Here is a 23920-nt window from a genome sequence, read left to right on the forward strand (position 1 = left end):
CGGTCTCGGGCTCGTGCGTGATGGCCTTGCAGCGGTAGCGGCTATGCCGGTCCGCGGGTGTTTCTCGTTATGGGTGGAGCTGTGCAGGCGTAGGGTGGAAATCGCTTTTTATTTCCACCATTCGGCGCTCATCCCGGCCGCCGATGGTGGATCGGTGAAGCGTGATCCACCCTACGACCGAATCGCTTAGCGTTCGATGGCCAGGGCCACGCCCATGCCGCCGCCGATGCAGAGGGTCGCCAGGCCTTTTTTGGCGTCGCGCTTGAGCATTTCGTGGAGCAGGGTCACCAGCACGCGGCAGCCGGAAGCGCCGATGGGGTGGCCAAGGGCGATGGCGCCGCCGTTGACGTTGACCTTGGCCATGTCCCAGCCCAGCTCCTTGCCCACGGACAGGGATTGTGCGGCGAAGGCTTCGTTGGCTTCGATCAGGTCCAGTTCGTCGAGGTTCCAGCCGGCCTTCTCCAGGCAACGGCGGGTGGCGGTGACCGGGCCGATACCCATGATCGCCGGGTCGACGCCGGAGTTGGCGTAGGCCTTGATCTTCGCCAACACCGGCAGGCCCAGGGCCTCGGCCTTGGCGGCGCTCATCAGGACCACGGCGGCGGCGCCGTCGTTGAGGGTGGAGGCGTTGCCGGCGGTGACGCTGCCGTCCTTCTTGAAGGCCGGTTTCAGCTTGGCCAGGGACTCGGCGCTGGTACCGGCGCGGGGACCTTCGTCGGTATCGAAGGCGACGGGGTCGCCCTTGCGCTGCGGGATCAGGATGGGGGTGATCTCATCCTTGAAGCGACCCGCCTCGATGGCGGCGGCGGCCTTCTGCTGGGAAGCGGCGGCGAAGGCGTCCTGCTGCTCGCGGGTGAGGCCGTACTTCTCCACCAGGTTCTCGGCGGTGACGCCCATGTGGTAGTCGTTGAAGGCGTCGGTCAGGCCGTCGTGGATCATGCTGTCCAGCGCCTTGGCGTGGCCCATGCGCATGCCGGTACGGGCCGCCGGGAGGATGTAGGGCGAGAGGCTCATGCTTTCCTGGCCACCGGCGATGATCACCTCGGCGTCGCCGCAGCGAATGGCCTGGATACCCAGGTGCAGGGCCTTGAGGCCGGAGCCGCAGAGCTTGTTCAGGGTCATGGCCGGCACGACGTGGGGCAGGCCGGCGAGGATCGCGGCCTGGCGCGCCGGGTTCTGGCCGGAGCCTGCGGTGAGCACCTGGCCGAGGATCACCTCATCCACCTGCTCGCCTTTCAGGCCGGTCTGCGCCAGCAGCTGGCGGATCACCGCGGCGCCCAGTTCCTGGGCGGGAATGTTCGCCAGGGCACCCTGGAAGCAGCCGATGGCGGTACGGGTGGCGGCAACGATTACGACGTCTTGCATGATTGAAACTCCTGAGCCGGGTTGGGCCGTGACTGGGTGCAGAGCGAAACGAAACCCAACAAGCCGAACAAATAAAAACCGTCCCGGAGCAGGCCATGCGTGGTGGCCCGCTGCGGGACGGCAGAGTAATCAGAAAGTCATTTCAACCACATCGTCCGGGACGATGAGGCGGCCGGCGGTCTTTTCGGCGATCTCGGCGATGCTCACGCCTGGCGCGGTCTCGCGCAGGATGAAGGCGCCGTTCTCGATCTCCAGATAGGCCAGGTCGGTCAGCACCTTGCGGATGCAACCCGCGCCGGTCAGCGGCAGCTCGCAGCGCTCCAGCAGCTTGGACTCGCCGTCCTTGGAGGCGTGGGTCATGGTGACGATGATGTTGTCGGCACCGGCCACCAGGTCCATGGCGCCGCCCATGCCCTTGACCAGCTTGCCGGGGATCATCCAGGAGGCGATGTTGCCCTGCACGTCCACCTCGAAGGCGCCGAGCACGGTCAGGTCCACATGGCCGCCACGGATCATCGCGAAGGACTCGGCGGAGGAGAAGATCGACGCGCCCTTGACCGCGGTGACGGTCTGCTTGCCGGCGTTGATCATGTCGGCGTCGACGCTGTCCTCGGTGGGGAAGGCGCCCATGCCCAGCAGGCCGTTCTCGGACTGCAGCATCACTTCCATGCCTTCAGGTACGTAGTTGGCCACCAGGGTCGGAATGCCGATACCCAGGTTCACGTAGTAGCCGTCTTTCAGTTCGCGGGCCACGCGTTGGGCCATCTGTTCGCGGGTCAGTGCCATGTCGGTATCCTCGAATTCTTCTTGTCGTGATCAGGAGCGGACGGTGCGTTTCTCGATGCGCTTCTCGAAGCTGCCGAGAACGACACGGTCAACGTAGATACCGGGGGTGTGGATCTGCGTCGGGTCCAGTTCGCCCGGCTCGACGATCTCCTCCACCTCGACCACGGTGATGCGACCGGCGGTGGCGACCAGCGGATTGAAGTTCTGCGCGGTATGGCGATAGATGACGTTGCCGAAGTGGTCGGCCTTCCAGCCCTTGACGATGGCGAAGTCGCCGGTGATGGCGCGTTCCATGATGTATTTGCGGCCGTCGAACTCGCGTACTTCCTTGCCGTCGGCGATCGGGGTGCCGTAGCCGGTGGCGGTGAAGAAGGCCGGGATGCCGGCGCCGCCCGCGCGCATTTTCTCGGCCAGGGTGCCTTGGGGGGTCAGTTCGACTTCCAGCTCGCCGGACAGCAGCTGCTTCTCGAACAGGGCGTTTTCACCGACGTAGGAGGCGATCATCTTGCGAATCTGGCGGTCTTCCAGCAGCACGCCCAGGCCGAAACCATCGACGCCGCAGTTGTTGGAGACCACGGTGAGGCCCTTGACGCCACGACGGCGGATCTCGGCGATCAGGTTCTCCGGGATGCCGCAGAGGCCGAAGCCACCCGCCAGGACGGTCATGTCATCGGTCAGGCCGTCCAGGGCCTCTTCGTAGGAGCTCACGCGTTTGTCGAGTCCGCTCATGCTGTTGCGCCTCTTGTCTTTATTGGATGCGGCGGGAATAGCGCCGTGGGGTGAGGCAGAGCTTCTCCCGCGAAGACTGATTTGTTAAGTTTGTTTTTCCTAACAATTAATAAGCAATCCAAATAAATGACCATCAAGCAGCTGCGCGCCTTCCTCGCGGTGGCGCAGAGCCTGAGCTTCGCCCAGGCCTGCGAACGCCTGCACCTGTCCCAGCCGGCGCTGAGCCTGGCGATCAAGAACCTCGAGGAATCCCTCGGCGGCCCGCTGCTGGTGCGCACCACCCGCAGCGTCGCCCTGACCCCCGAGGGCGAGACGTTGCTGCCCATCGCCCGGCGCCTGCTGGCCGACTGGGACAATGCCGAGGAACTGCTGCGCCAGCACTTCACCCTGCAACTGGGCAAGGTCTCCATCGCCGCCATGCCCTCCTTCGCCGGCAACCTGTTGCCGGCCGCGCTCAAGGCCTTTCGCGACCAGCATCCGAAGGTCAACGTGGCCGTGCATGACGTGATCAACGAGCAGGTGCTGGAGATGGTGCGCAGCCACCGGGTGGAACTGGGTATCGCGTTCGAGCCCGAGTCCCTCGACGGTCTCGCCTTCACGCCCTTCTATACCGACCGTTTCGTCGCCGTGGTGCCTGGCGACTGCGACCTGGCGCGGCGTACCGAGGTGGCCTGGGCGGAGCTGCTGCAAGGCAACTTCATCACCCTGCAGCGTCCCTCGGCGGTGCGGTTGATGCTCGAGGAAGTGCTGGCCCCGCAACACGGCCGGCTGCCGGTGGCGTTCGAGAGCCACCAGTTGGTCACGGTCGGCCGGATGGTGGCCCAGGGGCTGGGCGTGAGCGCCGTGCCCAGCCTGTGCATCCAGCAGATGGAGGAGCTGGGCGCCCGCTGCATCGCCCTGCACAGCCCGCAGGTGGAACGCCGCGTCGGCCTGCTGCGACTGGCCGAGCACAAGCTGTCCACCGCCGCCCAGGCCCTCAGCGATGTGCTGCTGCACGCCCCCGACTGGCGCCGCCTGGATCTGCCCCGGCCCTGAACCAGGGCCTATGCTGATAGCAACTGGACGTCGCCATATGAGGAGGCGCAGATGGATCAGCCGCTATGGACCCCCAGCCCGCTGCGAATCGCCACCACCCGCATGGATGCGTTCCGCCGCCAGATCAACCAGCAACAGGGCCTGGACCTGCCCGACTACCCTGCCCTGCACGCCTGGAGCCTGGATCGCCGCGAGGACTTCTGGCAGGCCATCGTCGATTTCTTCGACATCCGCTTCAGTACCCCGCCCAGCACCGTGCTCGAAGAAAGCGGGGGCATGCCCGGCGCCCGCTGGTTCAGCGGCGCCACCCTGAACTTCGCCGAGCACCTGTTGCGCCGTCGCGACGAGCAGCCGGCCCTGGTGGCCGTGGGCGAGGACGGCAGCCGCGTGCAGCTCAGCTACGCCGACCTGGCCGCCCATGTGGCGGGCCTGCAACAGCGCCTGAAGAGCGCTGGCGTGGGCGTCGGCGACCGGGTCGCGGCGGTGATGCCCAATACCTGGCAGACGGTGGTGGCCATGCTCGCCACCACCAGCCTGGGGGCTGTCTGGAGCTGCTGCTCGCCGGACTTCGGTACCCAGGGGGTGATCGACCGCTTCGGCCAGATCGAGCCGAAGGTGCTGTTCGCCGCCGCCGGCTACCGCTATGCCGGCAAGCACTTCGACCAGACCACCAAGCTCAATGAAATTCTCCAGCGCATGCCCTGGCTGGAGCAGCTGGTGGTGGTGCCCTACTCCCGCGCGCAAGCCCGCCCGGCAGACTTCACCAGCCGCGCCCGGGTCAGTTTGTGGAACGACTGCTACCAGCCCGGCGGCGAACCCCGGTTCACGCCGGTGCCTTTCGACCAGCCGCTGTACATCCTCTACTCCAGCGGCACCACCGGGGTGCCCAAGTGCATCGTCCACGGTGTCGGCGGCACCCTGTTGCAGCACGTCAAGGAGCATGGCCTGCACTGCGACCTGACGGCCAATGACCGGCTGTTCTACTTCACCACCTGCGGCTGGATGATGTGGAACTGGCTGGTGTCGGGCCTGGCCCTGGGCGCGACCCTGGTGCTCTTCGACGGCTCGCCCTTCCACCCCCACGCCGAGCGCCTCATGGACCTGATCGATGCCGAGGACATCAGTATCTTCGGTGCCAGCGCCAAGTACCTGGCCGCGCTGGAAAAGGTCGGCGCCAAGCCACGCCGGAGCCATCGCCTGGAACACCTGAAGGCCCTGCTGTCCACCGGTTCGCCGCTGTCCCACGAGAGCTTCGAGTACGTCTACCGCGACATCAAGGAAGAACTCTGCCTGTCGTCGATTTCCGGCGGCACCGACATCATTTCCTGTTTCGCCCTGGGCAACCCCGTGCTGCCGGTATGGCGTGGAGAGTTGCAGTGCAAGGGCCTGGGGATGGACGTGCAGGTGTGGAACGTGGACGGCAAGCGGGTGCTCGGCGAGAAAGGCGAACTGGTCTGCGCCCGCCACTTCCCGTGCATGCCTCTGGGCTTCTGGAACGATCCGGACGGGGCGAAATTCAAGGCCGCCTATTTCGAGACCTTCCCCGGCGTGTGGGCCCATGGCGACTACGCCGAGGAAACCGCCCACGGTGGCCTGGTGATCCACGGCCGCTCCGACGCCGTGCTCAACCCCGGCGGCGTGCGCATCGGCACCGCGGAAATCTATCGCCAGGTGGAGAAGGTGGAACAGGTGCTGGAGTCCATCGCCATCGGCCAGGAGTGGGACGGCGATGTACGGGTGGTGCTGTTCGTCCGCCTGCGTGACGGCGTGGCGCTAGACGACAGCCTGCGCGAGCGCATCCGCCAGGTGATCCGCGCCAATACCACCACGCGCCACGTGCCGGCGAAGATCATCGCCGTGGCCGACATCCCGCGCACCCTCAGCGGCAAGATCGTCGAGCTGGCGGTACGCAACGTGGTGCACGGCCGCCCGGTGAAGAACACCGATGCCCTGGCCAATCCCCAGGCCTTGGAGTTGTTCCGGGACCTTGATGAACTGAAACGCTGACCCTGTAGGGGCGATTTCAATCGCCAAGGGACGCTCCGCGTCCCCCCTGGGGTCTGCCGGCCGGACCGGCGGCCCGGTTGGCGAATGAATTCGCCCCTACAACGATCCCGACAGCCGTTACAGATACGGCCCGATCACCCCCATCGCCCGCTCGACGAACGCCTCCTTCTCCCCCACCGGCGCCACGTAGTGCAGCGCCGTGGCGCAGGCGTCCTCACCGGCCAGCCTGGCGATCACCCAGGCCGCGAGATAGGGCGAGGCCAGGCAACCACCGGCAGTGGCCAGGTTGCCGCTGGCGAAGAACGGCTGGTCCAGCACCTTTACCCCGGCCTCGATCACCCAGGGCTTGGTGGTCAGGTCGGTGCAGGCCGGCAGGTTGCCGAGCAGGCCGAGCCGGGCCATCAGCAGGGCACCGGAACATTGCGAACCGATCAGTTGGCGCTGCGGGTCAAGGCGCAGGCGGTCGAGAATGGCGCGATCCTTGGCGATATCACGGGTGAGGATGCCGCTGCCGAACAGCACCACATCGGCCTCGTTGGCGAACTCCAGGGGCTGCTGGGCCTGGACCCGCACCCCGTTCATCGAGGTGACGAACTCGGCCGGCGCGGTGATTTCCGCCTGCCAACCCTGCCCGCGCAAGCGGTTGAGCAGCCCGGCGGCTACGAAGGAATCAAGCTCGTTGAAGCCCTCGAACGTCAGTACGGCGATGCGCATCACGACCTCCCGGATCGCGTAGGTTCAGGGTGCGAATCTATGCGCGCCAGCGGGCGGTCGCCATGTACAGACGACCGCGAATTCGGCCATACAGGTTTGCAGGGGGAACCAACCTGTAGGGGCGAATTCATTCGCCAACCGGACCGAAGGTTCGGCCGACAGACCCGAAGGGGGACGCGGTGCGTCCCTTGGCGAATGAATTCGCCCCTACAAGGATTCGCCGCTCCTACAATCGCGGCCCCGGCTCTTCCGGGCCGTCCTCCTCCAGGTCTTCCAGCTTGAGCTCCAGGCCCCAGCTGGCGGCGTCCTCGGTGCGGCTGGGCGCCGGAGTCGGGGCGGCGGCCACGGGGGCCGCTGCGGCAGCGGCGGGTGCCGAGGCGGCGGTGGCCGGGTTTTCGCGGTAGAGCTTGAGCTTCAGGCGCAGGTTGTTGGCCGAGTCGGCGTTCTTGATCGCCTCGTCTTCGGGAATGGCGCCCTCCACCACCAGGTCGAACAGCGCCTGATCGAAGGTCTGCATGCCGAGGCCACGGGACTTCTCCATGATCTCCTTGATGGAGTGGAATTCGTTGCGCTTGATCAGGTCGCTGATAGTGGAGGTGCCCAGCAGCACTTCCACCGCCGCCCGGCGCTTGCCGTCCTGGGTGCGCACCAGGCGCTGGGAAACGAAGGCCTTGAGGTTGTTGCCGAGATCGTTGAGCAACTGCGGCCGGCGCTCCTCGGGGAAGAAGTTGATGATGCGGTCCAGGGCCTGGTTGGCGTTGTTGGCGTGCAGGGTGGAAATGGCCAGGTGGCCGGTGTCGGCGAAGGCCAGGGCGTGCTCCATGGTCTCGCGGTCGCGGATCTCGCCGATCAGGATCACGTCCGGCGCCTGGCGCAGGGTGTTCTTCAGCGCGGCGTGGAAGCTGCGGGTGTCCACCCCCACCTCGCGCTGGTTGATGATCGACTTCTTGTGCCGGTGCACATACTCCACCGGGTCTTCGATGGTGATGATGTGACCGCCCACATTGCGATTGCGGTAGTCGATCAGCGCCGCCAGGGAGGTGGACTTGCCGGAACCGGTACCGCCGACGAAGAGCACCAGGCCGCGTTTTTCCATGACCATCTTCAGCAGCACTTCCGGCAGCTTCAGGTCCTCGAAGCGCGGGATGTCCAGCTTGATGTTCCGCGCGACGATGGAGACCTCGTTGCGCTGGCGGAAGATATTGATGCGGAAGCGCCCGATATTGGGCAGCGAGATGGCCAGGTTCATCTCCAGCTCACGGTCGAACTCGGCGCGCTGCTCGGCGTCCATGATGGATTCGGCGATTCTGGCCACGTCGCCGGCCTTCAGCGGCTCGGCGGAAAGCGGCCGGAGCATGCCGTTGAACTTGGCGCAGGGCGGCGCGCCCGTGGACAGGTAGAGGTCGGAACCATCCTGGCTGGCCAGGATTTTCAGCATCGCGGAGAGGTCCATGGGACGTGCGTATCCAGTCTGAGGTGAGGGCATCCGCACAGCGGATCACCGGTTCGCAACTGTATGGCGGCGGCCTGTGCTGGCACAATGAACCGTTCCACAGTCCAAGAGGAAATCCCATGGCCAAGGCCCTCGCCCGCCATATCCTGGTCAAGACCGAGGCGGAAGCCGAGCAACTGAAGAAGCGCCTGGATAAAGGCGAAGACTTCGCGGTCCTGGCGAAGAAGCACTCCATCTGCCCTTCCGCCAAGCGTGGCGGCGACCTGGGCGAGGTGCGCCCCGGCCAGATGGTGCGGGTGATCGATCAGGTGATCTTCAAGAAGCCGGTGCGGGTCGTCCATGGCCCGGTGAAAAGCCAGTTCGGCTATCACCTGGTGCAGGTGTTCTTCCGGGAGTGAGGGGAAATGGGCACCGTCCGTGGCGCGGTGCCCATGCTGGAGCCGTTGTGTGACAGCGGTATTAACGGCTCATTGCAGCGTTTGCCGCGCGCAGGTGCGTGAGATATCGACGAGGATCGAGACTTCGGCCTCGGTGGGTTTGGTGCCTTTGCCCACGGCCTCCAGCTGCTCCGAGGTAAAGGACTTCTGCATCATGCCGCTGGAGCACTGGCAGTAGGCAATGGCCCTGTCCTGGGGCACCTGGCCGGCCGCACTGGCGACGCATTCCTTGGTGAACTTCTCGCTACCACCGGCGGGCCACTCGCCCGCTACCGCCGCGAAGGCGCAGGCCTGCAGGGCCAGAGCGCCGAAAAACAGGGATTTCCTCACAAGACTTCTCCTGACGATTGCCGATCCTGATGGCGCATCGCGTACTGCGCTGGCCACCCCTCAGACAATAGCCGCCCGCGTCAGTCCTCGCTCGTGTTCGGCAACAGCTCGACCTTCCCCGGCAGCCAATGCGGGGCCTCGACGCGCTCCTGGAGCCGGACGGCGAATGCCAGGGCGGAGGCGCGATCGCGGAATGGCACCCGCATGCCAAGGGCCTCGACGTGCCACTCCAGGCGCTCGCCACGGCAGACCTGCTGGATCGCGATGTCCATGGATTGTTCCCGCTCAAGCCGACGAATCCCACGGCAACGGCACGCAGAAAAAAGGCCAACCATCGGGCTGGCCCGTACTGGATGCGTTACCCAAGAAAAGTGCCGTGGAGGCTTGCTCAGGCTAGCGCCTGAAGTTGACGATTGTGCGACAGGGCCGTGCGGTGCGCTGACTATTCATCACCGGCGGTGCGCAATCGGAAAGGCGTTGCCGTTGCCGCTGGCGAAGCCTCGGAAAAGGACGCGTACAGGCTGATGGCAATCCGCTCGGCGAGGATGAGACGCGCAAACTCGGCCATCTGGTCATCCGACCAAGGAACTTCCGCTTCTTCCAGGAAGGCTACGATGGCGATGTGCGCGGCGCAGACCTTGAGCAGGACGTCTCGCAGTTCTGTCCAGTAAATCGGATCGGCCACAAATCGCTCCAAGTGCATCATTTTGCTAGATGCACACGTAAGCAATAGCGCAGGTTCCCGGCAGCCGCCAGCGCCTGCCCGAAGGAAAGCCCCATACAGGCGCGAAAGCGCGAAAATGCCCGACGACAAGGGCACGCCTCATCCTGCCGCATGCCAAGGCCGATGCCGAACGTCGGAAACCGGGTGTTGGCGGGTTCACGGCGGATCACGCCGGAGAGCCCCCGGTACCTACTTTCGCTGGCGCCCTGCCCTCGCTGCGGGTGGGATCAGCTACCGGTCGCCATGCAATTGCCGTCATACCTATGCGACAATCCGCACATTGTCCGGCATGAACCCCGCCTTCATCCCCCCAGCAGCTCGGCCACAGCGGCCCAATGTTGCTGTCGACGTATGCCCGCTGGATCAATTCTTGCTCCGACTGGAGCGAATTCGAGAAGTTGAAAACCGGTATCAGATCGGTTTCAGCCGAAGGCGCCAATTCGTAAGTTATTGATAGGTAGACCCCTTGATCTCCACCGCTAACATCACCATGCAGTTCGGCCCCAAGCCGCTGTTCGAGAACGTTTCCGTCAAGTTCGGCAACGGCAACCGCTACGGCCTGATCGGCGCCAACGGCTGCGGCAAGTCGACCTTCATGAAGATCCTCGGCAACGATCTGGATCCCTCGGGTGGCCAGGTGATGCTGGAGCCGAACGTACGCCTGGGCAAGCTGCGCCAGGACCAGTTCGCCTACGAAGAATTCAGCGTGATCGACACCGTGATCATGGGCCACGCGGAACTGTGGCGGGTCAAGGCCGAGCGTGACCGCATCTATTCGCTGCCGGAAATGAGCGAAGAAGACGGCATGGCCGTTGCCGAGCTGGAAACCGAGTTCGCCGAAATGGACGGCTACACCGCCGAATCCCGTGCCGGCGAGCTGCTGCTCGGCCTCGGCATTCCGCTGGCCCAGCACTTCGGCCCGATGAGCGAAGTCGCTCCCGGCTGGAAGCTGCGCGTGCTGCTGGCCCAGGCGCTGTTCTCGGATCCGGACGTGCTGCTGCTGGACGAACCGACCAACCACCTGGATATCAACACCATCCGCTGGCTGGAAAACATCCTCACGGCGCGTAACAGCACCATGATCATCATTTCCCACGATCGCCACTTCCTGAACAGCGTCTGCACCCACATGGCCGACCTGGACTACGGCGAACTGCGCCTGTTCCCGGGCAACTACGACGAATACATGACCGCCGCGACCCAGTCGCGCGAGCAACTGCTGGCCGACAACGCCAAGAAGAAGGCGCAGATCGCCGAGCTGCAGACCTTCGTCAGCCGCTTCTCCGCCAACGCCTCGAAAGCCAAGCAGGCCACCTCCCGCGCCAAGCAGATCGACAAGATCCAGCTGGCCGAGGTCAAGCCCTCCAGCCGCGTCAGCCCCTTCATTCGCTTCGAGCAGCACAAGAAGCTGCACCGCCAGGCGGTCACCGTGGAGAAACTGGCCAAGGGCTTCGACGGCAAGCAGCTGTTCAAGGGCCTGGACCTGCAGGTCGAGGCCGGCGAGCGCGTCGCCATCATCGGCCCCAACGGCATCGGCAAGACCACCCTGCTGCGCACCCTGGTCGGCGAAGTGACCCCGGACTCCGGCAGCGTGAAATGGACCGAAAGCGCGGACCTTGGCTACTACGCCCAGGACCACGCCCACGACTTCGAAGACGACGTCACCCTGTTCGACTGGATGGGCCAGTGGACCCAGGGCGGCGAGCAGCTGGTGCGCGGCACCCTCGGCCGCATGCTGTTCTCCAACGACGAGATCCTCAAGTCGGTGAAGGTGATCTCCGGTGGCGAGCAGGGCCGCATGCTGTTCGGCAAGCTGATCCTGAAGCGCCCCAACGTGCTGGTGATGGACGAACCCACCAACCACCTGGACATGGAATCCATCGAGGCACTCAACCTCGCCCTGGAGAACTACCCGGGCACGCTGATCTTCGTCAGCCATGACCGCGAGTTCGTCGGCTCCCTGGCCACCCGCATCATCGAGCTTTCGGAAACCGGCGTGACCGACTTCAGCGGCACCTACGACGACTACCTGCGCAGCCAGGGCGTGATCGTCTGAGGGCGCCGCCCGGACTGCTCTTGTAGGGGCGAATTTGTTCGCCAAGGGCCGCGAAGCGGCCCCTGCGGCATCGAAGGCCGAACCTTCGGTCCGGTTGGCGAATGAATTCGCCCCCACAGATACGACAAAGCCCCGCAATTGCGGGGCTTTGTCGTTTCCGGGAGCCGGATCAGGCGGTGGCGAACAGCTCGCCGATCTGCGCCTTGGCGGCACTGAAGGCATTGGCGCGGGGCTCTTCGCCGTAGGCCAGGCCTTCGGCGCGGACGATCTCGATATCGGTCACGCCGAGGAAGTTCAGCACCAGTTTCAGGTAGTCCTCGTGGGCCTGGCCGCTGGCCTGCCCGGCGTGGATGCCACCGGCGGTGGAGACGATCACCACTTTCTTGCCGCCCGCCAGGCCTTCCGGACCGTTCTCGGTGTAGTGGAAGGTCTTGCCGGCGACCGCGATGCGATCGATCCAGGCCTTGAGCTGGGTCGGGATGGTGAAGTTGTACATCGGCGCGCCGATGACGATGGCGTCGGCGGCGAGGAACTCGTTGAGGGTGGTCTCGCCCAGCTCGGCTTCGTGCTTCTGCGCGGCGTCGCGCAGCTCGGCCGGGGTACCGCCAGCCACGAGGGACAGGGCGGACAGGTGGCTCAGGGCGTCACCGGCCAGGTCGCGGTAGCTGACCTGGGCGGCCGGCTCGGCGGCTTGCCAGGCGTCGACCACGGCGCGGCTCAGTTGGCGGGAGGCGGAGGCGTCGCCGAGGATGCTGGAATCGAGGTGCAGGAGTTTCATGGATGGTTACCCTCTATTGGGCGACCGGCGACGGCCGATCGGAATGGAGGTAATCCTATCCATGTCGATAAAGGCTGATTAGACGGCGAATTTGTGATTCAGCGTCCCACCAATAGAACGCTTACTCCTTGCAGCCGGGTGGATCACGCTTCACCGATCCACCCGGCGCTCGATGGGATTCAGACGCCGCCCAGGAAATCCATCTTGCCCACGTCCACGCCGTTGTGACGGAGGATGGCGTAGGCCGCCGTGAGGTGGAAATAGAAGTTCGGCAGGGCGAAGCCGAGCAGGTAGTCTCGGCCGCGGAAGCTCAGGTCGCCACTGCGCATCTTCAATACCACGGTGCGATCTTCGCTGCCGTCGAGCTGGGCGGCGTCGATGCCCTTGAGGAAGGCCTGGGTCTTGGCGATTCGCGCCTGCAGCTCCTCGAAGGTGGATTCGGTATCGGCCCAGCTCGGCACATCGACACCGGCCAGGCGCGCCGCGCAGCCCTTGGCCATATCGCTGACCACCTGTACCTGGCGAGCCAGGGGGTACATGTCCGGCGCCAGGCGCGAATCAATGAATACCTTGGGATCGATTCCTCGCGCCTGGGCGTTGGCCTCGGCCTTCTTGAGGATGTTGGAGAGGTTGCCGAGCATGCGCGCCAGGACCGGGATGGACGCCTCGTACATGGACAAGGACATGGTGATCGCTCCGTTTTCGGGTGGATGGACAACGCTCAGGTATAAACCCTGGCCACCTGCCCGGCAATGCGCCCGAGCACTCACCCGCCACCGGCGGAATCGGGCTGCGAGCCGCCCAGCGTACGACTGAAGAAGCGCACCGCCTCGACGCTCAACCGTTCATGGATGGCGTTCCGGTCCACGCCGTCGGCATCCTCGCAGACGTGGGGCGCGACGGCCTCCAGTGCCTCGGGACAGGGCGCCATGAAGACGAAATGCCCCGCACCCGGCAGCAGGCGGAAGTCAGGTGGAATGGGCAACTGCTGCGCCAGGGCGGCGGCGTTCTGCTCCAGTTGCAGGATGCGGTCAGCGTCCCCGCTGTAGATCAGCACCGGCACGCGCACCGGCTCCAGCCCCTTGCGGTCGAACATCAGCGCCAGGGGCGCCATCAGCATCACCGCGCCCACCCGGGGATCGGCGAAGGCCGAGAGATCGTCGCGGTCGGGAATCAGCGCGCCGCCGCTGCCACAGGCGTCCTGATCGTCCGGCCATTGGCGGCAGTAGGCGCGCAGCCGCTCGGGTTCGGGCTGGGCGCCGGCCAGGATCAAGGCGGACTCGCCACCCGCGGAGTAGCCGATCACGCCGACCCGCCGGCTATCCAGCCCCGCCATCAACAGGGGGTCGGACTGGACGGAGTCGATGGCGGCGGACAATTGCAGCGGACGGCCATAGAGGTTGCTGAAGGTGCCGGCACGGCTCCGATCCTGGTAGTTGTCGCCGGTATGCAGCACCGCCACCACGATGAAGCCGGCCTTCGCCAGGGCGGTGGCCAGGTCGTGATGGGCGAACGGCGAGCCATTGTTGCCGTGGGAAATCACCACCAGCGGGAAACGCCCGGCGGCCAGGGGCGCGTCCTGCGCCGCATCCACGCGATAGACGTCGACCTCGCTGCTGCGCGGCCGACCCTGTGCGGGGTAGAAAGCCACCGCGTTCAGCGGCTGGCTCTCGACCAGGGGATCGGCCAACGCCAGCCAGTGCATGCCCACCGCCGGGGCGCTCAAGGCCGCCACCGGCGCGAGTAGCGCCATCAGGGCCAGGATGGCTGAAAGACGAACCAGCATGGTGCTCACCTTCCGTTCGCAAAACCGCTATCGGACAAACCTGGACGGACCCACAGCATAGGCACGGCCCAGATGCCGGTCGACTGGTTGCCGGGCGCCAGGCGGATCGTCCCGCCGATGAAAACGATGGCGACCCTTCTGGCTGCGGTGCCATAGTTCGTACCTCACACAGGACAATCGAACCATGCAGGATCTCAACGACCTCTTCTACTTCGCCAAGGTGGTGGAACACGGCGGCTTCTCGGCCGCCGGGCGCATCCTCGGCGTGCCGAAATCCCGGCTGTCGCGGCGCATCGCCGAGCTGGAGACCCGCCTCGATGCTCGCCTGCTGCAACGCACCACGCGCAAGCTGGCGCTGACCGATATCGGCGAGCGCTTCCTGCGCCATTGCCAGGCCATGCTGCTGGAAGCCGAGCAGGCGGAGGAAACCGTGGCCAGCCTGACCGCCGAGCCCAGGGGTCGGCTGCGGGTGTCCTGCCCGGTGGAGCTGGCCCACGCGGTCCTGAAGGACCTGATCATCGAGTTTCTCCAGCAGTATCCCCAGGTGCAGCTGGACATGTTCCTCACCAACCGCCGGGTGGACCTGCGCGAGGAAGGCGTGGACGTGGCCCTGCGGGTTCGCGAGCAGGGCGACGAGGACCCGACCCTGATCGCCCGCGTGCTGAGCCCGGCCCAGGCCTTCCTGGTGGCCGCCCCCGGCCTGCTGGAGGGCACCAGCATCCGCACCCCGGATGATCTCCAGCATCTGCCCGCCCTCGGCGGCGTGGAAGCGGATCGGCGCATCCACCACCACCTGCGCGATAGCGACGGCAACCGCCGCGAGGTGGTGCTGGAAGCACGCCTGGGCATCGAGGACTTCGATGTGCGCAAGCATGCGGTACTGGCGGGGCTGGGTTTCAGCATGCTGCCGCAAATGAACTGCGAGGCGGAGCTGCGCGACGGCAGCCTGGTGCGCCTGCTGCCGGAGTGGACCCTTCCAGGCGGCTACCTGCAGGCGGTCTACACCCACAGGCGTGGCATGCTGCCGGCGGTGCGGGCCTGGATCGAGCACCTGGCGGCGGCGTTTCAGCGCCACCCGCAGACCATCATCTGAAGCATCGTCAGCAAGACAACCATTAGCCACCTTCCTTTGTTGCCGCGGGTCGGAGATGATGGGCGGCATTCCCCCGCCCGTCCCCACCCCAGGTTCTGACATGAGCACGCCGCAGCTGTCCGCGTCCTCCCACACCCTGCAAATCATCTCCATCGTCTTGTTCACCTTTGTCAGCTTCCTCTGCGTCGGCCTGCCGATCGCCGTGCTGCCCGGCTACGTCCATGACGGTATGGGCTACGGCTCGGTCATGGCGGGGATCGTGATCAGTACCCAGTACCTCTCCACCCTGCTTTCCCGGCCCATGTCCGGCGCCCTGGCCGATCGCCAGGGGCCCAAGCGCGCGGTGCTCTACGGCCTGGCCTGCTGCGGCCTGTCCGGGGTGCTGACGCTGCTTTCCACGTCCCTGGCGCAGTCGCCCATGGCCAGCCTTGGCCTGCTGCTGGCCGGGCGCGTGCTGCTGGGCATCGGCCAGGGCCTGGTGGGCACGGGCTCGATCGCCTGGGGCGTGGGGCTGGTGGGCGCGGAGAACATGGCGCGGGTGATCTCCTACAACGGCATCGCCTCCTACGGCGCGGTGGCCATCGGTGCGCCGCTCGGCGTGGTGATGGTGGACCGCCTGGGCCTGTGGAGCATCGGCGGCCTGATCGCCCTGCTCTGCGCCGTCGCCCTGGTACTGGCCCTGCCCAAGCGCCCGGCCCCCATCGTCCATGGCGAACGACTGCCGTTCAGCAACGTGTTCATGCGCATCGCCCCCAACGGCGTGGCGCTGGCCCTGGGCTCCATCGGCTTCGGCACCCTGGCCACCTTCGTCACGCTCTATTACGCCAGCCGTGGCTGGGAAGGCGCGGCCTACTGCCTGACCGCCTTCGGCGTCGCCTTCATCGGTGCCCGGTTGCTGTTCGTGAACAGCATCAAGCGCCTGGGCGGCTACCGGGTGGCCATCATCTGCCTGGCGGTGGAAAGCCTCGGCCTGTTCCTGCTCTGGGCGGCGCCGACACCCACGCTGGCCCTGGCCGGCGCGGCCCTCACCGGCTTCGGCCTGTCGCTGGTCTACCCCGCCCTCGGCGTCGAGGCCGTGACGCGCATCCCGGCCGCCAGCCGCAGTTCTGCCCTGGGCGCCTACGCGGTATTCTTCGACCTGGCCCTGGGCATCGCCGGACCGCTGATGGGCGCCATCGCCAGTGGCGCGGGCTTTGCCGCCATCTTCCTGGTGGCGGCCCTGATGGCGTTGGCCGGCATGCTGCTGAGCCTCTGGCTACTGCGCAGCGAGACAGCAACCTGACGGAACAGGAGTACCCATGACCCCCGAGCAAGTCGCCAGCTTCTGCCTGCAATTGCCCGGCGCCCGGGAAGACCTCAAGTGGGGCAGCAACCGGGTGTTCTCGGTGGCGGGCAACAAGATGTTCGCCATCCTCGATTTCCTCGGCGACGGCCTGGCGTTCAAGGTCGACCGCGACCTCTTCCTCGGTTACGTCGACCGCCCCGGCATCCGACCCGCGCCTTACCTCGCCCGCGCCCACTGGATCGACATGCAGCTCCCCTACCCCATGGGTGACGCGGAGCTGCGCGATCTGCTCACCCGCTCCCACCAACTGGTGGTGGCGCGCCTGCCGAAGATCCGCCAGGTGGGCCTGCTACTGGACTGATTTCCCCCAACAAGGACGTTACATGTCGATTCGCACCTTCGCCCGCCTCGCCCTCATCCTGTTCGGCGGTTACACCCTCTACGTCATGGCCATCAGCGAGCAACCGCTGCTGGAGTTCGGCGCCCAGCTGATGAGCCGGCCCGACACCGCCCAGGTGGTGCTGGACCTCTACCTGGCCTGCGCCCTGATCGGTATCTGGATGTACCAGGACAATCGCCGCCAGGGCCGTGACCTGGCCTACTTGCTACCCTTCTACCTGCTGACCGCAGTGTTCGCCTCCATCGGGCCGCTGCTCTATCTGGCCCTACGCAAACCCAAGCGCGACGAGGCTTGAACCGATGAGAACCACCGCCCTCTGGAGTCACCTCTGGAACGTTCGAGCGCCCACCCAGGGCCTGGAGGACTTCCGCCTGGAGGGACGGCGCGCGGACAGCGGCATGCTCGCCTTCGACGACGACGGCAAGCCCTACCGCCTGAGCTACAACCTGGAGTACGAGAAAGGCTGGGAGCCGCGTGCCTTTAGCGCCACGGTGCGGGACGCGCGCGGCAGTCGCAGCCTGGCCCTGCGCCGGGACGGCCTGCACTGGTTCGACGGCAACGGCCAGAAGCTCCCGGAGCTGTCCGGCAGCCTCGACCTGGACCTCTGGCCCACCCCTTTCACCAACAGCCCGAGCATCTGGCGGCTGTTCCTCAACCCCGGCGAGCGCCGCGAAATAGAGGTGGTGTTCATCGAGGCACCGCAACTGACGGTCCGCCGCATGCGCCAGGCCTACACGCGCCTCGACCAGACCCGCTATCTCTACCAGAACCTCGATGGCAGTGGTTTCGAGGCGGTCCTGACCCTGGACGAGGATGGCCTGGTGAACCGCTATCCATCGTTCTTCCAGCGCCTGTGATCCGGGGCGTGGGGAACCATTTGTAGGGGCGAATTCATTCGCCGACCGGGCCGAAGGTCCGGCCTTCAGGGCCGATAGGGGGCGCTACGCGTCCCTTGGCGATTGAAATCGCCCCCACAAGAGAGCCCCACAGGGATCACGCCGGAGTCGGCTCCAGCTTGTGAATCGGTTTCCAGCGGCGTAGCTGCTGGTACAGCGTCGGCACCACGAAGAGGGTGAAGAAGGTCCCCACCAGCAAGCCACCGACAATCACCATGCCGATCTGCTGGCGGCTTTCGGCGCCGGCGCCGGTGGCGATCGCCAGGGGTAGCGAACCCAGCACCATGGCACCGGTGGTCATGAGGATCGGCCGCAGGCGCTTCACCGAGGCCTCCATCACCGCCTCGTGCAGGTCCACGCCCTGGCGCAGCAACTGGTTGGCGAACTCGACGATGAGGATGCCGTGCTTGGTGATCAACCCGATGAGGGTGACCATCCCCACCTGGGAATAGATGTTCAGGGTGCCGCCGAAGAGCGTCAGCGCCAGCAGCGCGCCCGCCATGGACAGCGGCACGCTGAAGAGGATGATCAAAGGATCGATGAAGCTCTCGAACTGGGCCGCCAGCACCAGGTAGATGAACACCAGGGCCAGGGCGAAGATCAGCGCCACGCCGGCGCTGGAGTCCTTGAAGTCCCGCGAGGTGCCGGTGTAGTCGAACTGGGTGTCCGACGGGAAGACCTCGCGGGCGGCCGCCTCCAGGTAGTCCAGGGCTTCGCCCAGGGTGTAGCCGGAGCCGACGTTGGCGGTCACGGTCACCGCCCGCAGCTGGTTGAAGTGGTTGAGCTCCCGCGGCGCCACGGTTTCCTCCACCTCGATCAGGTTGGCCAGCTGCACCATGCTGTCGTTGCGCCCGCGCACGTACACGCGGTTGAGGTCGTCCGGGTTGCTGCGGTCGACGTTGGCCAGTTGCACCAGCACGTCGTATTGCTCGCCGTTCTGCTTGAAGCGGGTCACCTGGCGGCTGCCGAACAGGCTTTCCAGGCTACGGCCGATGGCGGCCACGTCGGTGCCCACCGCCACCGCCTGCTCGCGATTGACCGACACCTTCAGCTGCGGCGCGTTGAGCTTGAGGTCGCTGTCCAGGCTTTCCAGCCCCGGGTAATCGCGTACCCGTTCCATCAACTGGTCGACGTACTTCTGCAGCTCGCTGTACTCCAGGGAAGAGCGGATGACGAAGTTCACCGGCTGGTTGCGCGCGCTCTGCCCGAGCGGCGGCCGGTTGATGGGGAAGGCCCGCACACCGGGGATGTCGCGCAACTTGGGCAGGAGCTCGTCGCGGATCTCGAACTGGCTGCGCCCGCGCTCGTCCCAGTCCTCCAGCTTGAGGAAGGACAGGCCCTGGGCCACGGTGGGGAAACCCACCACCACCATGTAGCGGTTGGCCTCGGGGATGGACTGGTAGGCCTCTTCCAGCATCCTCGCGTAGCGGCTGGTGTACTCGATGGTGGCGCCGTCGGGGCCGTTGATCGAGCCGACAATGGTGCCGGTGTCCTCGGTGGGCGCCAGCTCGCTGCGCAGGCCGTTGAACAGCACCACACAAGTCACCAGGATGCCCGCCAGCAGGACGATGACCAGCACCCAGGCGCGCAGCACCCGCTCCAGCAGGTGGCGATAGCTGTAGGTCAGGCCGTGGAGGAAGGACTCCACCAGGTTGTAGAGCCTGCCGTGCTGCTGCGCCCCATGGGGCTTGAGCAGGTGCCCGCACATCATCGGCGACAGGGTCAGGGCGACGAAGCCGGACACCAGCACTGCGCCGGCCAGGGTCCAGGAGAATTCGGTGAACAGCTTGCCCGAGGTGCCCTGCATGAAGCCGATGGGGGCGTAGACGGCGGCCAGGGTCAGGGTCATGGCGATCACCGCGAAGGCGATCTCGCGGCTGCCCTTGTAGGCCGCCTGCAGCGGCGACATGCCCTCTTCGATGTGCCGGTGGATGTTCTCCAGCACCACGATGGCGTCGTCCACCACCAGGCCGATGGCCAGCACCATCGCCAGCAGCGTCAGGGTGTTGATGGAGAAACCCAAGAGCGCCATGAGACTGAAGGCGCCGATCAGCGACACCGGGATGGTCACCAGGGGAATCAGCGTGGCGCGCAGCGAGCGCAGGAACAGGAAGATGATCAGGATGACCAGCACCACCGCTTCCCAGATGGTGGTGTAGACGTTGTCGATGGACTCGCGGATGAACAGCGAGTTGTCGTTGGCCACGGTCATCTTCATGCCTTCGGGCAGCAGGCCACGCAGTTCCGGCATGGCGGCCTCGAGGCCGTCGGAGATTTCCAGGGGGTTGGCGGTGGCCTGCTTCACCAGGCCCAGGGACACCGCCGCGCGCCCATTGAAGCGCACGATGCTGCGCTCGTCCGCCGCGCCTATCTCGGCGTGGCCGACGTCGGCCAGGCGCAGCAGGTAGCCGCGCTGGTCGTTGAGGATCAGGTCGTTGAATTCCTCCGGGGTGCGCAGGTCGGTCTCCGACAGCACGCTGAACTCGCGCTGCACCGACTCGATGCGCCCGGCGGGGATTTCCACGTTCTGCCGGCGCAGGGCGTCCTCCACGTCCTGCACGGTGAGGTCATGGGCCGCGAGTTTTTCCGGGTCCAGCCAGATGCGCATGGCGAAGCGCCGCGCGCCACGGATCTGCACCTCGGACACGCCGGGAATGGTCTGCACGCGGTCGCGGATCACCCGTTCCAGGACGTCGGTGATTTCCATCGCCGAGTGCTGTTCGCTGTAGAAGGCGATCCAGATCACCGGCTGGGCGTCGGCCTCGACCTTCTGCACTATGGGTTCGTTGATTTCGTCGGGGAGCAGCCCACGGACCCGGCCGAGGCGGTCGCGCACGTCGTTGGCGGCCTCGTCGGCGTTGGTGCCGAGGCGGAACTGGGCGGTGATCTGGGTGTTTTCCGAGCGGCTGATGGAGGCCACGAAGTCGAGGCCCTCGATGCCCGAGAGCACGTCCTCGATGGGCTGGGCCACCTGGGATTCCATGATCTCCGGGCTGGCGCCGGGATAGATGACGTTGACCGTGACTATGGGTACGTCGATGTTGGGGTATTCGCGCACCGCCAGGCGCTGGTAGGCCAGCAGGCCGAGCAGCACGATGATCAGCGAGAGGACGGTGGCGAACACCGGCCTGCGGATGCACACATCGGAGAGGGTCATGCGCCACCTCGCGCTACGGTGCGGACCTCCAGGCCCGGCGTGACCTTCTGCCAGCCGGCGGTGATGACCTGCTCGTTACCCTCCAGGCCTTCGCGAACCTCGGCCTTGCCGCGCAGGCGCTGGCCGATCCGGATCGGCCGCCGCTCCACCTTGCCGTCCACCACCAGGTTGACGAACAGCTGCTTGCCCACCGGCATCACCGCTTCCTCCGGGATCAGCAGGGCTTGCGGGCGCTCGGCGAGGATCACCGACACCTTGACGAACTGGCCGGGCTTGAGGCGATGGTCGCTGTTGCCGATCTGCGCGCGAATCGCCTGGCTGCGGCCCACTTCGTCCAGGCGCGGGTTGAGGGCGATGATCTGGCCACGGAAGCGCTCGCCCGGATAGGCATCCAGGCTGACCTCCACCTGCTGGCCGATGCTCACCTGGCTGACCGCCTTCTGCGGCACGCGGAAGTCCAGCTTCAGCGGGTCGAGCACCTCCAGGTTGACCATGTCCTGGCCGGAGCTGAGGTAGTCGCCGACGCTGACCTGGCGCAGGCCGAGGGTGCCGTCGTAGGGGGCGCGGATCTGGGTCTTGTCGAGGCGCGCCTGGGCCAGCGCCAACGTGGCGCGGGCGGCCTGCTCCTGGCTCATGGACTCGTCCTGGGCCTGGGCATTGCTGGCCCCGCGGGAGAAGAGCATCTTCGCCCGCTGGTAGCTCTTTTCCGCCAGGTCGAGGTTGGCCCGGGCCTGGGCCAGTTCGGCGCGGGCGATGGCGTCATCCAGGCTGACCAGCAGGTCGCCGCCCTTGACCGCCTGCCCCTCGCGGAAATGCAGGCTGGCCACCCTGCCCTCCACTTCCGGACGGATCATCACCGACTCGTCGGAGCGCAGGGAACCGAAGGTCACCAGTTCGTCGCGCACCAGCGCCCGTTGCGGTTCGGCCACTTCCACCAGTGGCGCTTCCTGGGCCAGGGCGGACAACGAGGCGAGCGCCCCGAACAACAGCCAAACACTGCGGCGGACCTTCATCTGGAGCCTCGACGACGATGCGGAAGGAAAGAAGTCCGCCGACTGTATCGGCAGACTTCGGTGAGTGGCATCCAAAGATAATGCCACTCTGTGTCGCTTTGTTTCGCCTTACTGACGCATGCCGCGCCCGCTCACCAGCAGGTGGATGCAGGCGACGTAGAGGACCGCCATGGTCAATAGCATCAGGGCGATGGCGACGCCGATATTGATGTCGGAAACGCCGAGGATGCCGTAGCGGAAGGCGTTGACCATGTGCAGGATCGGGTTGCCCAGGGACACCGTCTGCCAGAACGGCGGCAGCAGGTTGATCGAGTAGAAGACGCCGCCCAGGTAGGTCAGCGGGGTCAGCACGAAGGTCGGGATGATCGAGATATCGTCGAAGTTGCGCGCGTACACGGCGTTGATGAAGCCACCGAGGGAGAAGATGGTGGCGGTCAGCAGCACCACCAGCGCGGTCACTCCGATGTGGTGCACCGAGAGCTTGGTGAAGAACAGCGACAGGAAGGTGACGATCACCCCCACCGCCAGCCCGCGCAGCACACCGCCGATGGTGTAGCCGAGGAGGATGGTGTGCGGCGATACCGGCGACACCAGCAGTTCCTCCACCGAGCGCTGGAACTTGCTGCCGAAGAAGCTCGACACCACGTTGCTGTAGGAGTTGGTGATGACCGACATCATGATCAGGCCGGGGACTATGTAGTCCATGTAGCTGAAACCGCCCATCTCGCCGATCTGCCGGCCGATCAGGTTGCCGAAGATGACGAAGTACAGGGCCATGGTGATGGCCGGGGGCAGCAGGGTCTGCGGCCAGATGCGGGTGAAGCGGCGGACTTCGCGATAGACGATGGTTTCCAGGGCGACCAGGTTGGCGCGCAGTTCCGAACTCATACCGCCACCCTCGCCAGGTTTTTCTCCACCAGGGACACGAACAGCTCCTCGAGGCGATTGGACTTGTTGCGCATGCTCAGCACGTCGACGTTGAGGGCGGCCAGCTGGCGGAACAGCTCGGTCAGGCCCTGGGTCTTCTCCACCTGGACTTCCAGGGTGTGGTCATCCACCAGCTCGGCGGGGTAGCCGTTGAGCTGGGGCACCACTTCCATGGGCTCCTTGAGGTCGAGCAGGAAGGTTTCCTTGTGCAGCTTCTTCAGCAGCTCCTTCATGCTGGTGTTCTCGACGATGCGGCCGTGGTCGATGATGCCGATGTTGCGGCACAGCTGCTCGGCCTCTTCCAGGTAGTGGGTCGTGAGGATGATGGTGATGCCCTGCTCGTTGAGCTCGGTGAGGAAGCTCCACATGGAGCGGCGCAGCTCGATGTCGACGCCCGCGGTGGGCTCGTCGAGGATCAAGAGGCGCGGCTGGTGGATCAGCGCGCGGGCGATCATCAGGCGGCGCTTCATGCCGCCGGACAGCTCGCGGGAGGCGGAGTCGCGCTTCTCCCACAGGCCCAGCTGGTTGAGGTACTGCTCGGCGCGCTCCTTGGCGATCTTCGCCGGGATGCCGTAGTAGCCCGCCTGGGTCACGACAATGTCGAAGACCTTCTCGAACTGGTTGAAGTTGAACTCCTGGGGCACCACGCCGAGGCAGCGCTTGAGCGCATAGGGCGACTTGTCCAGGTCATTGCCGAAGACACTGACGCTGCCACTGGTCTTGTTCACCAGGGTGGAGAGGATGCCGATGGTGGTGGACTTGCCCGCGCCGTTGGGCCCGAGCAACGCGAAGAAATCGCCTTCGGCCACTTCCAGATCGATGCCCTTGAGGGCCTGGAAGCCGTTGCCGTAGGTCTTGGTCAACTGCCGGATGGACAGGGCGGAACTCATGATGGATTCGTCTGCTTCAGAAGGAAGTGGCTAGATAAGGCTTAATGCCAGCAATTTCA

At 65.7% G+C, this 23920-nt stretch carries 24 protein-coding genes; 9 read left to right on the top strand and 15 right to left on the bottom strand.

Annotated elements, in window-relative coordinates; all coding sequences use genetic code 11:
- Positions 1-186: 186 nt before the first annotated feature.
- From PCA10_RS17245 to PCA10_RS17255, 3 genes are all read right to left on the bottom strand, one after another.
- Positions 187-1365, bottom strand: a complete 1179-nt coding sequence (locus PCA10_RS17245; protein WP_016493353.1) for an acetyl-CoA C-acetyltransferase — start codon at positions 1363-1365, stop codon at positions 187-189.
- A gap of 129 nt (positions 1366-1494) precedes the next feature.
- The gene (locus PCA10_RS17250) at positions 1495-2151 is read right to left on the bottom strand and encodes a CoA transferase subunit B (RefSeq protein WP_016493354.1); all 657 of its coding nucleotides are present in this window, start codon (positions 2149-2151) and stop codon (positions 1495-1497) included.
- A gap of 30 nt (positions 2152-2181) precedes the next feature.
- Complete coding sequence (locus PCA10_RS17255; RefSeq protein WP_016493355.1) at positions 2182-2880, bottom strand: CoA transferase subunit A; 699 nt, start codon at positions 2878-2880, stop codon at positions 2182-2184.
- A 126-nt stretch (positions 2881-3006) separates the two neighbouring features.
- Here PCA10_RS17255 and PCA10_RS17260 point away from each other — a divergent pair, with 126 nt between their 5' ends.
- Positions 3007-3915: a LysR family transcriptional regulator gene (locus PCA10_RS17260; RefSeq protein WP_016493356.1), complete on the top strand. Its 909-nt coding sequence runs from the start codon at positions 3007-3009 to the stop codon at positions 3913-3915.
- Between the two features lie 51 nt (positions 3916-3966).
- Positions 3967-5922: an acetoacetate--CoA ligase gene (locus PCA10_RS17265; protein WP_016493357.1), complete on the top strand. Its 1956-nt coding sequence runs from the start codon at positions 3967-3969 to the stop codon at positions 5920-5922.
- Positions 5923-6039: 117 nt separating this feature from the next.
- On the opposite strand, the gene PCA10_RS17270 is transcribed toward PCA10_RS17265, so the two are convergent.
- Both PCA10_RS17270 and PCA10_RS17275 read right to left on the bottom strand, forming a co-directional pair.
- Positions 6040-6636: a DJ-1/PfpI family protein gene (locus tag PCA10_RS17270; RefSeq protein ID WP_016493358.1), complete on the bottom strand. Its 597-nt coding sequence runs from the start codon at positions 6634-6636 to the stop codon at positions 6040-6042.
- Positions 6637-6862: 226 nt separating this feature from the next.
- Positions 6863-8089: a PilT/PilU family type 4a pilus ATPase gene (locus tag PCA10_RS17275; protein ID WP_016493359.1), complete on the bottom strand. Its 1227-nt coding sequence runs from the start codon at positions 8087-8089 to the stop codon at positions 6863-6865.
- A gap of 119 nt (positions 8090-8208) precedes the next feature.
- Here PCA10_RS17275 and PCA10_RS17280 point away from each other — a divergent pair, with 119 nt between their 5' ends.
- Positions 8209-8487 carry a peptidylprolyl isomerase gene (locus tag PCA10_RS17280; protein ID WP_016493360.1) on the top strand — a complete coding sequence of 93 codons (279 nt, stop codon included), beginning with the start codon at positions 8209-8211 and terminating at the stop codon, positions 8485-8487.
- A gap of 69 nt (positions 8488-8556) precedes the next feature.
- On the opposite strand, the gene PCA10_RS17285 is transcribed toward PCA10_RS17280, so the two are convergent.
- The 3 genes from PCA10_RS17285 to PCA10_RS17295 form a co-directional block, all read right to left on the bottom strand.
- Positions 8557-8856 (bottom strand): hypothetical protein, encoded by a 300-nt coding sequence (locus PCA10_RS17285; RefSeq protein ID WP_016493361.1) that lies wholly within the window; start codon positions 8854-8856, stop codon positions 8557-8559.
- An 80-nt stretch (positions 8857-8936) separates the two neighbouring features.
- Complete coding sequence (locus tag PCA10_RS17290; protein WP_016493362.1) at positions 8937-9128, bottom strand: hypothetical protein; 192 nt, start codon at positions 9126-9128, stop codon at positions 8937-8939.
- A gap of 170 nt (positions 9129-9298) precedes the next feature.
- Positions 9299-9541, bottom strand: coding sequence for a hypothetical protein (locus PCA10_RS17295; protein WP_016493363.1), 243 nt, complete (start codon positions 9539-9541; stop codon positions 9299-9301).
- A gap of 505 nt (positions 9542-10046) precedes the next feature.
- Between PCA10_RS17295 and PCA10_RS17300 the strand changes: the two genes are divergently transcribed.
- Positions 10047-11636 carry an ABC-F family ATPase gene (locus tag PCA10_RS17300; RefSeq protein WP_016493364.1) on the top strand — a complete coding sequence of 530 codons (1590 nt, stop codon included), beginning with the start codon at positions 10047-10049 and terminating at the stop codon, positions 11634-11636.
- A gap of 169 nt (positions 11637-11805) precedes the next feature.
- Here PCA10_RS17300 and PCA10_RS17305 read toward each other — a convergent pair whose 3' ends face one another.
- The 3 genes from PCA10_RS17305 to PCA10_RS17315 all read right to left on the bottom strand — a co-directional run bounded on the left by PCA10_RS17305 (position 11806) and on the right by PCA10_RS17315 (position 14197).
- The gene (locus PCA10_RS17305) at positions 11806-12414 is read right to left on the bottom strand and encodes an FMN-dependent NADH-azoreductase (protein WP_016493365.1); all 609 of its coding nucleotides are present in this window, start codon (positions 12412-12414) and stop codon (positions 11806-11808) included.
- 179 nt (positions 12415-12593) lie between these two features.
- Entirely contained in the window at positions 12594-13100 is a 507-nt protein-coding gene (locus tag PCA10_RS17310; RefSeq protein ID WP_016493366.1) for a DUF1993 domain-containing protein, read from the bottom strand.
- A gap of 80 nt (positions 13101-13180) precedes the next feature.
- Entirely contained in the window at positions 13181-14197 is a 1017-nt protein-coding gene (locus PCA10_RS17315) for an alpha/beta hydrolase family protein (RefSeq protein ID WP_041770823.1), read from the bottom strand.
- A 187-nt stretch (positions 14198-14384) separates the two neighbouring features.
- On the opposite strand from PCA10_RS17315, the gene PCA10_RS17320 reads away from it, so the two are divergent.
- From PCA10_RS17320 to PCA10_RS17340, 5 genes are all read left to right on the top strand, one after another.
- Positions 14385-15293 (top strand): LysR substrate-binding domain-containing protein, encoded by a 909-nt coding sequence (locus tag PCA10_RS17320; protein ID WP_016493368.1) that lies wholly within the window; start codon positions 14385-14387, stop codon positions 15291-15293.
- Positions 15294-15393: 100 nt separating this feature from the next.
- Positions 15394-16575 (top strand): MFS transporter, encoded by a 1182-nt coding sequence (locus tag PCA10_RS17325; protein WP_041770322.1) that lies wholly within the window; start codon positions 15394-15396, stop codon positions 16573-16575.
- A 16-nt stretch (positions 16576-16591) separates the two neighbouring features.
- Positions 16592-16939: an MmcQ/YjbR family DNA-binding protein gene (locus PCA10_RS17330; protein ID WP_016493370.1), complete on the top strand. Its 348-nt coding sequence runs from the start codon at positions 16592-16594 to the stop codon at positions 16937-16939.
- 22 nt (positions 16940-16961) lie between these two features.
- A complete protein-coding gene (locus PCA10_RS17335) occupies positions 16962-17273 on the top strand; it encodes a DUF2834 domain-containing protein (RefSeq protein ID WP_016493371.1) in 312 nt (103 codons plus the stop codon).
- A 4-nt stretch (positions 17274-17277) separates the two neighbouring features.
- Positions 17278-17835 (top strand): putative glycolipid-binding domain-containing protein, encoded by a 558-nt coding sequence (locus PCA10_RS17340; protein ID WP_016493372.1) that lies wholly within the window; start codon positions 17278-17280, stop codon positions 17833-17835.
- Positions 17836-17971: 136 nt separating this feature from the next.
- Here the strand turns inward: PCA10_RS17340 and PCA10_RS17345 are convergent, their stop codons facing one another.
- The 4 genes from PCA10_RS17345 to PCA10_RS17360 all read right to left on the bottom strand — a co-directional run bounded on the left by PCA10_RS17345 (position 17972) and on the right by PCA10_RS17360 (position 23861).
- Positions 17972-21031, bottom strand: coding sequence for an efflux RND transporter permease subunit (locus tag PCA10_RS17345; RefSeq protein WP_016493373.1), 3060 nt, complete (start codon positions 21029-21031; stop codon positions 17972-17974).
- Entirely contained in the window at positions 21028-22044 is a 1017-nt protein-coding gene (locus tag PCA10_RS17350; protein ID WP_016493374.1) for an efflux RND transporter periplasmic adaptor subunit, read from the bottom strand. The genes PCA10_RS17345 and PCA10_RS17350 overlap by 4 nt, the downstream gene beginning before the upstream one ends.
- Positions 22045-22152: 108 nt before the next feature.
- Positions 22153-22932, bottom strand: a complete 780-nt coding sequence (locus tag PCA10_RS17355; protein ID WP_016493375.1) for an ABC transporter permease — start codon at positions 22930-22932, stop codon at positions 22153-22155.
- Positions 22929-23861 carry an ABC transporter ATP-binding protein gene (locus PCA10_RS17360; protein ID WP_016493376.1) on the bottom strand — a complete coding sequence of 311 codons (933 nt, stop codon included), beginning with the start codon at positions 23859-23861 and terminating at the stop codon, positions 22929-22931. The genes PCA10_RS17355 and PCA10_RS17360 overlap by 4 nt, the downstream gene beginning before the upstream one ends.
- Positions 23862-23920: the final 59 nt, after the last annotated feature.

Origin of the sequence: Pseudomonas resinovorans NBRC 106553 (genome assembly GCF_000412695.1) — a bacterium.
Taxonomy (GTDB): domain Bacteria; phylum Pseudomonadota; class Gammaproteobacteria; order Pseudomonadales; family Pseudomonadaceae; genus Metapseudomonas; species Metapseudomonas resinovorans_A.

Excerpts from the sequence above, each read along its gene's own strand:
- PCA10_RS17350 (WP_016493374.1), bottom strand. The coding sequence starts at position 22,044 with ATGAAGGTCCGCCGCAGTGTTTGGCTGTTGTTCGGGGCGCTCGCCTCG.
- PCA10_RS17330 (WP_016493370.1), top strand. The coding sequence starts at position 16,592 with ATGACCCCCGAGCAAGTCGCCAGCTTCTGCCTGCAATTGCCCGGCGCC.
- PCA10_RS17250 (WP_016493354.1), bottom strand. The coding sequence starts at position 2,151 with ATGGCACTGACCCGCGAACAGATGGCCCAACGCGTGGCCCGCGAACTG.
- PCA10_RS17355 (WP_016493375.1), bottom strand. The coding sequence starts at position 22,932 with ATGAGTTCGGAACTGCGCGCCAACCTGGTCGCCCTGGAAACCATCGTC.
- PCA10_RS17280 (WP_016493360.1), top strand. The coding sequence starts at position 8,209 with ATGGCCAAGGCCCTCGCCCGCCATATCCTGGTCAAGACCGAGGCGGAA.
- PCA10_RS17245 (WP_016493353.1), bottom strand. The coding sequence starts at position 1,365 with ATGCAAGACGTCGTAATCGTTGCCGCCACCCGTACCGCCATCGGCTGC.
- PCA10_RS17325 (WP_041770322.1), top strand. The coding sequence starts at position 15,394 with ATGAGCACGCCGCAGCTGTCCGCGTCCTCCCACACCCTGCAAATCATC.
- PCA10_RS17320 (WP_016493368.1), top strand. The coding sequence starts at position 14,385 with ATGCAGGATCTCAACGACCTCTTCTACTTCGCCAAGGTGGTGGAACAC.
- PCA10_RS17290 (WP_016493362.1), bottom strand. The coding sequence starts at position 9,128 with ATGGACATCGCGATCCAGCAGGTCTGCCGTGGCGAGCGCCTGGAGTGG.
- PCA10_RS17260 (WP_016493356.1), top strand. The coding sequence starts at position 3,007 with ATGACCATCAAGCAGCTGCGCGCCTTCCTCGCGGTGGCGCAGAGCCTG.
- PCA10_RS17255 (WP_016493355.1), bottom strand. The coding sequence starts at position 2,880 with ATGAGCGGACTCGACAAACGCGTGAGCTCCTACGAAGAGGCCCTGGAC.
- PCA10_RS17335 (WP_016493371.1), top strand. The coding sequence starts at position 16,962 with ATGTCGATTCGCACCTTCGCCCGCCTCGCCCTCATCCTGTTCGGCGGT.
- PCA10_RS17310 (WP_016493366.1), bottom strand. The coding sequence starts at position 13,100 with ATGTCCTTGTCCATGTACGAGGCGTCCATCCCGGTCCTGGCGCGCATG.
- PCA10_RS17265 (WP_016493357.1), top strand. The coding sequence starts at position 3,967 with ATGGATCAGCCGCTATGGACCCCCAGCCCGCTGCGAATCGCCACCACC.
- PCA10_RS17340 (WP_016493372.1), top strand. The coding sequence starts at position 17,278 with ATGAGAACCACCGCCCTCTGGAGTCACCTCTGGAACGTTCGAGCGCCC.
- PCA10_RS17360 (WP_016493376.1), bottom strand. The coding sequence starts at position 23,861 with ATGAGTTCCGCCCTGTCCATCCGGCAGTTGACCAAGACCTACGGCAAC.
- PCA10_RS17275 (WP_016493359.1), bottom strand. The coding sequence starts at position 8,089 with ATGGACCTCTCCGCGATGCTGAAAATCCTGGCCAGCCAGGATGGTTCC.
- PCA10_RS17305 (WP_016493365.1), bottom strand. The coding sequence starts at position 12,414 with ATGAAACTCCTGCACCTCGATTCCAGCATCCTCGGCGACGCCTCCGCC.
- PCA10_RS17270 (WP_016493358.1), bottom strand. The coding sequence starts at position 6,636 with ATGCGCATCGCCGTACTGACGTTCGAGGGCTTCAACGAGCTTGATTCC.
- PCA10_RS17345 (WP_016493373.1), bottom strand. The coding sequence starts at position 21,031 with ATGACCCTCTCCGATGTGTGCATCCGCAGGCCGGTGTTCGCCACCGTC.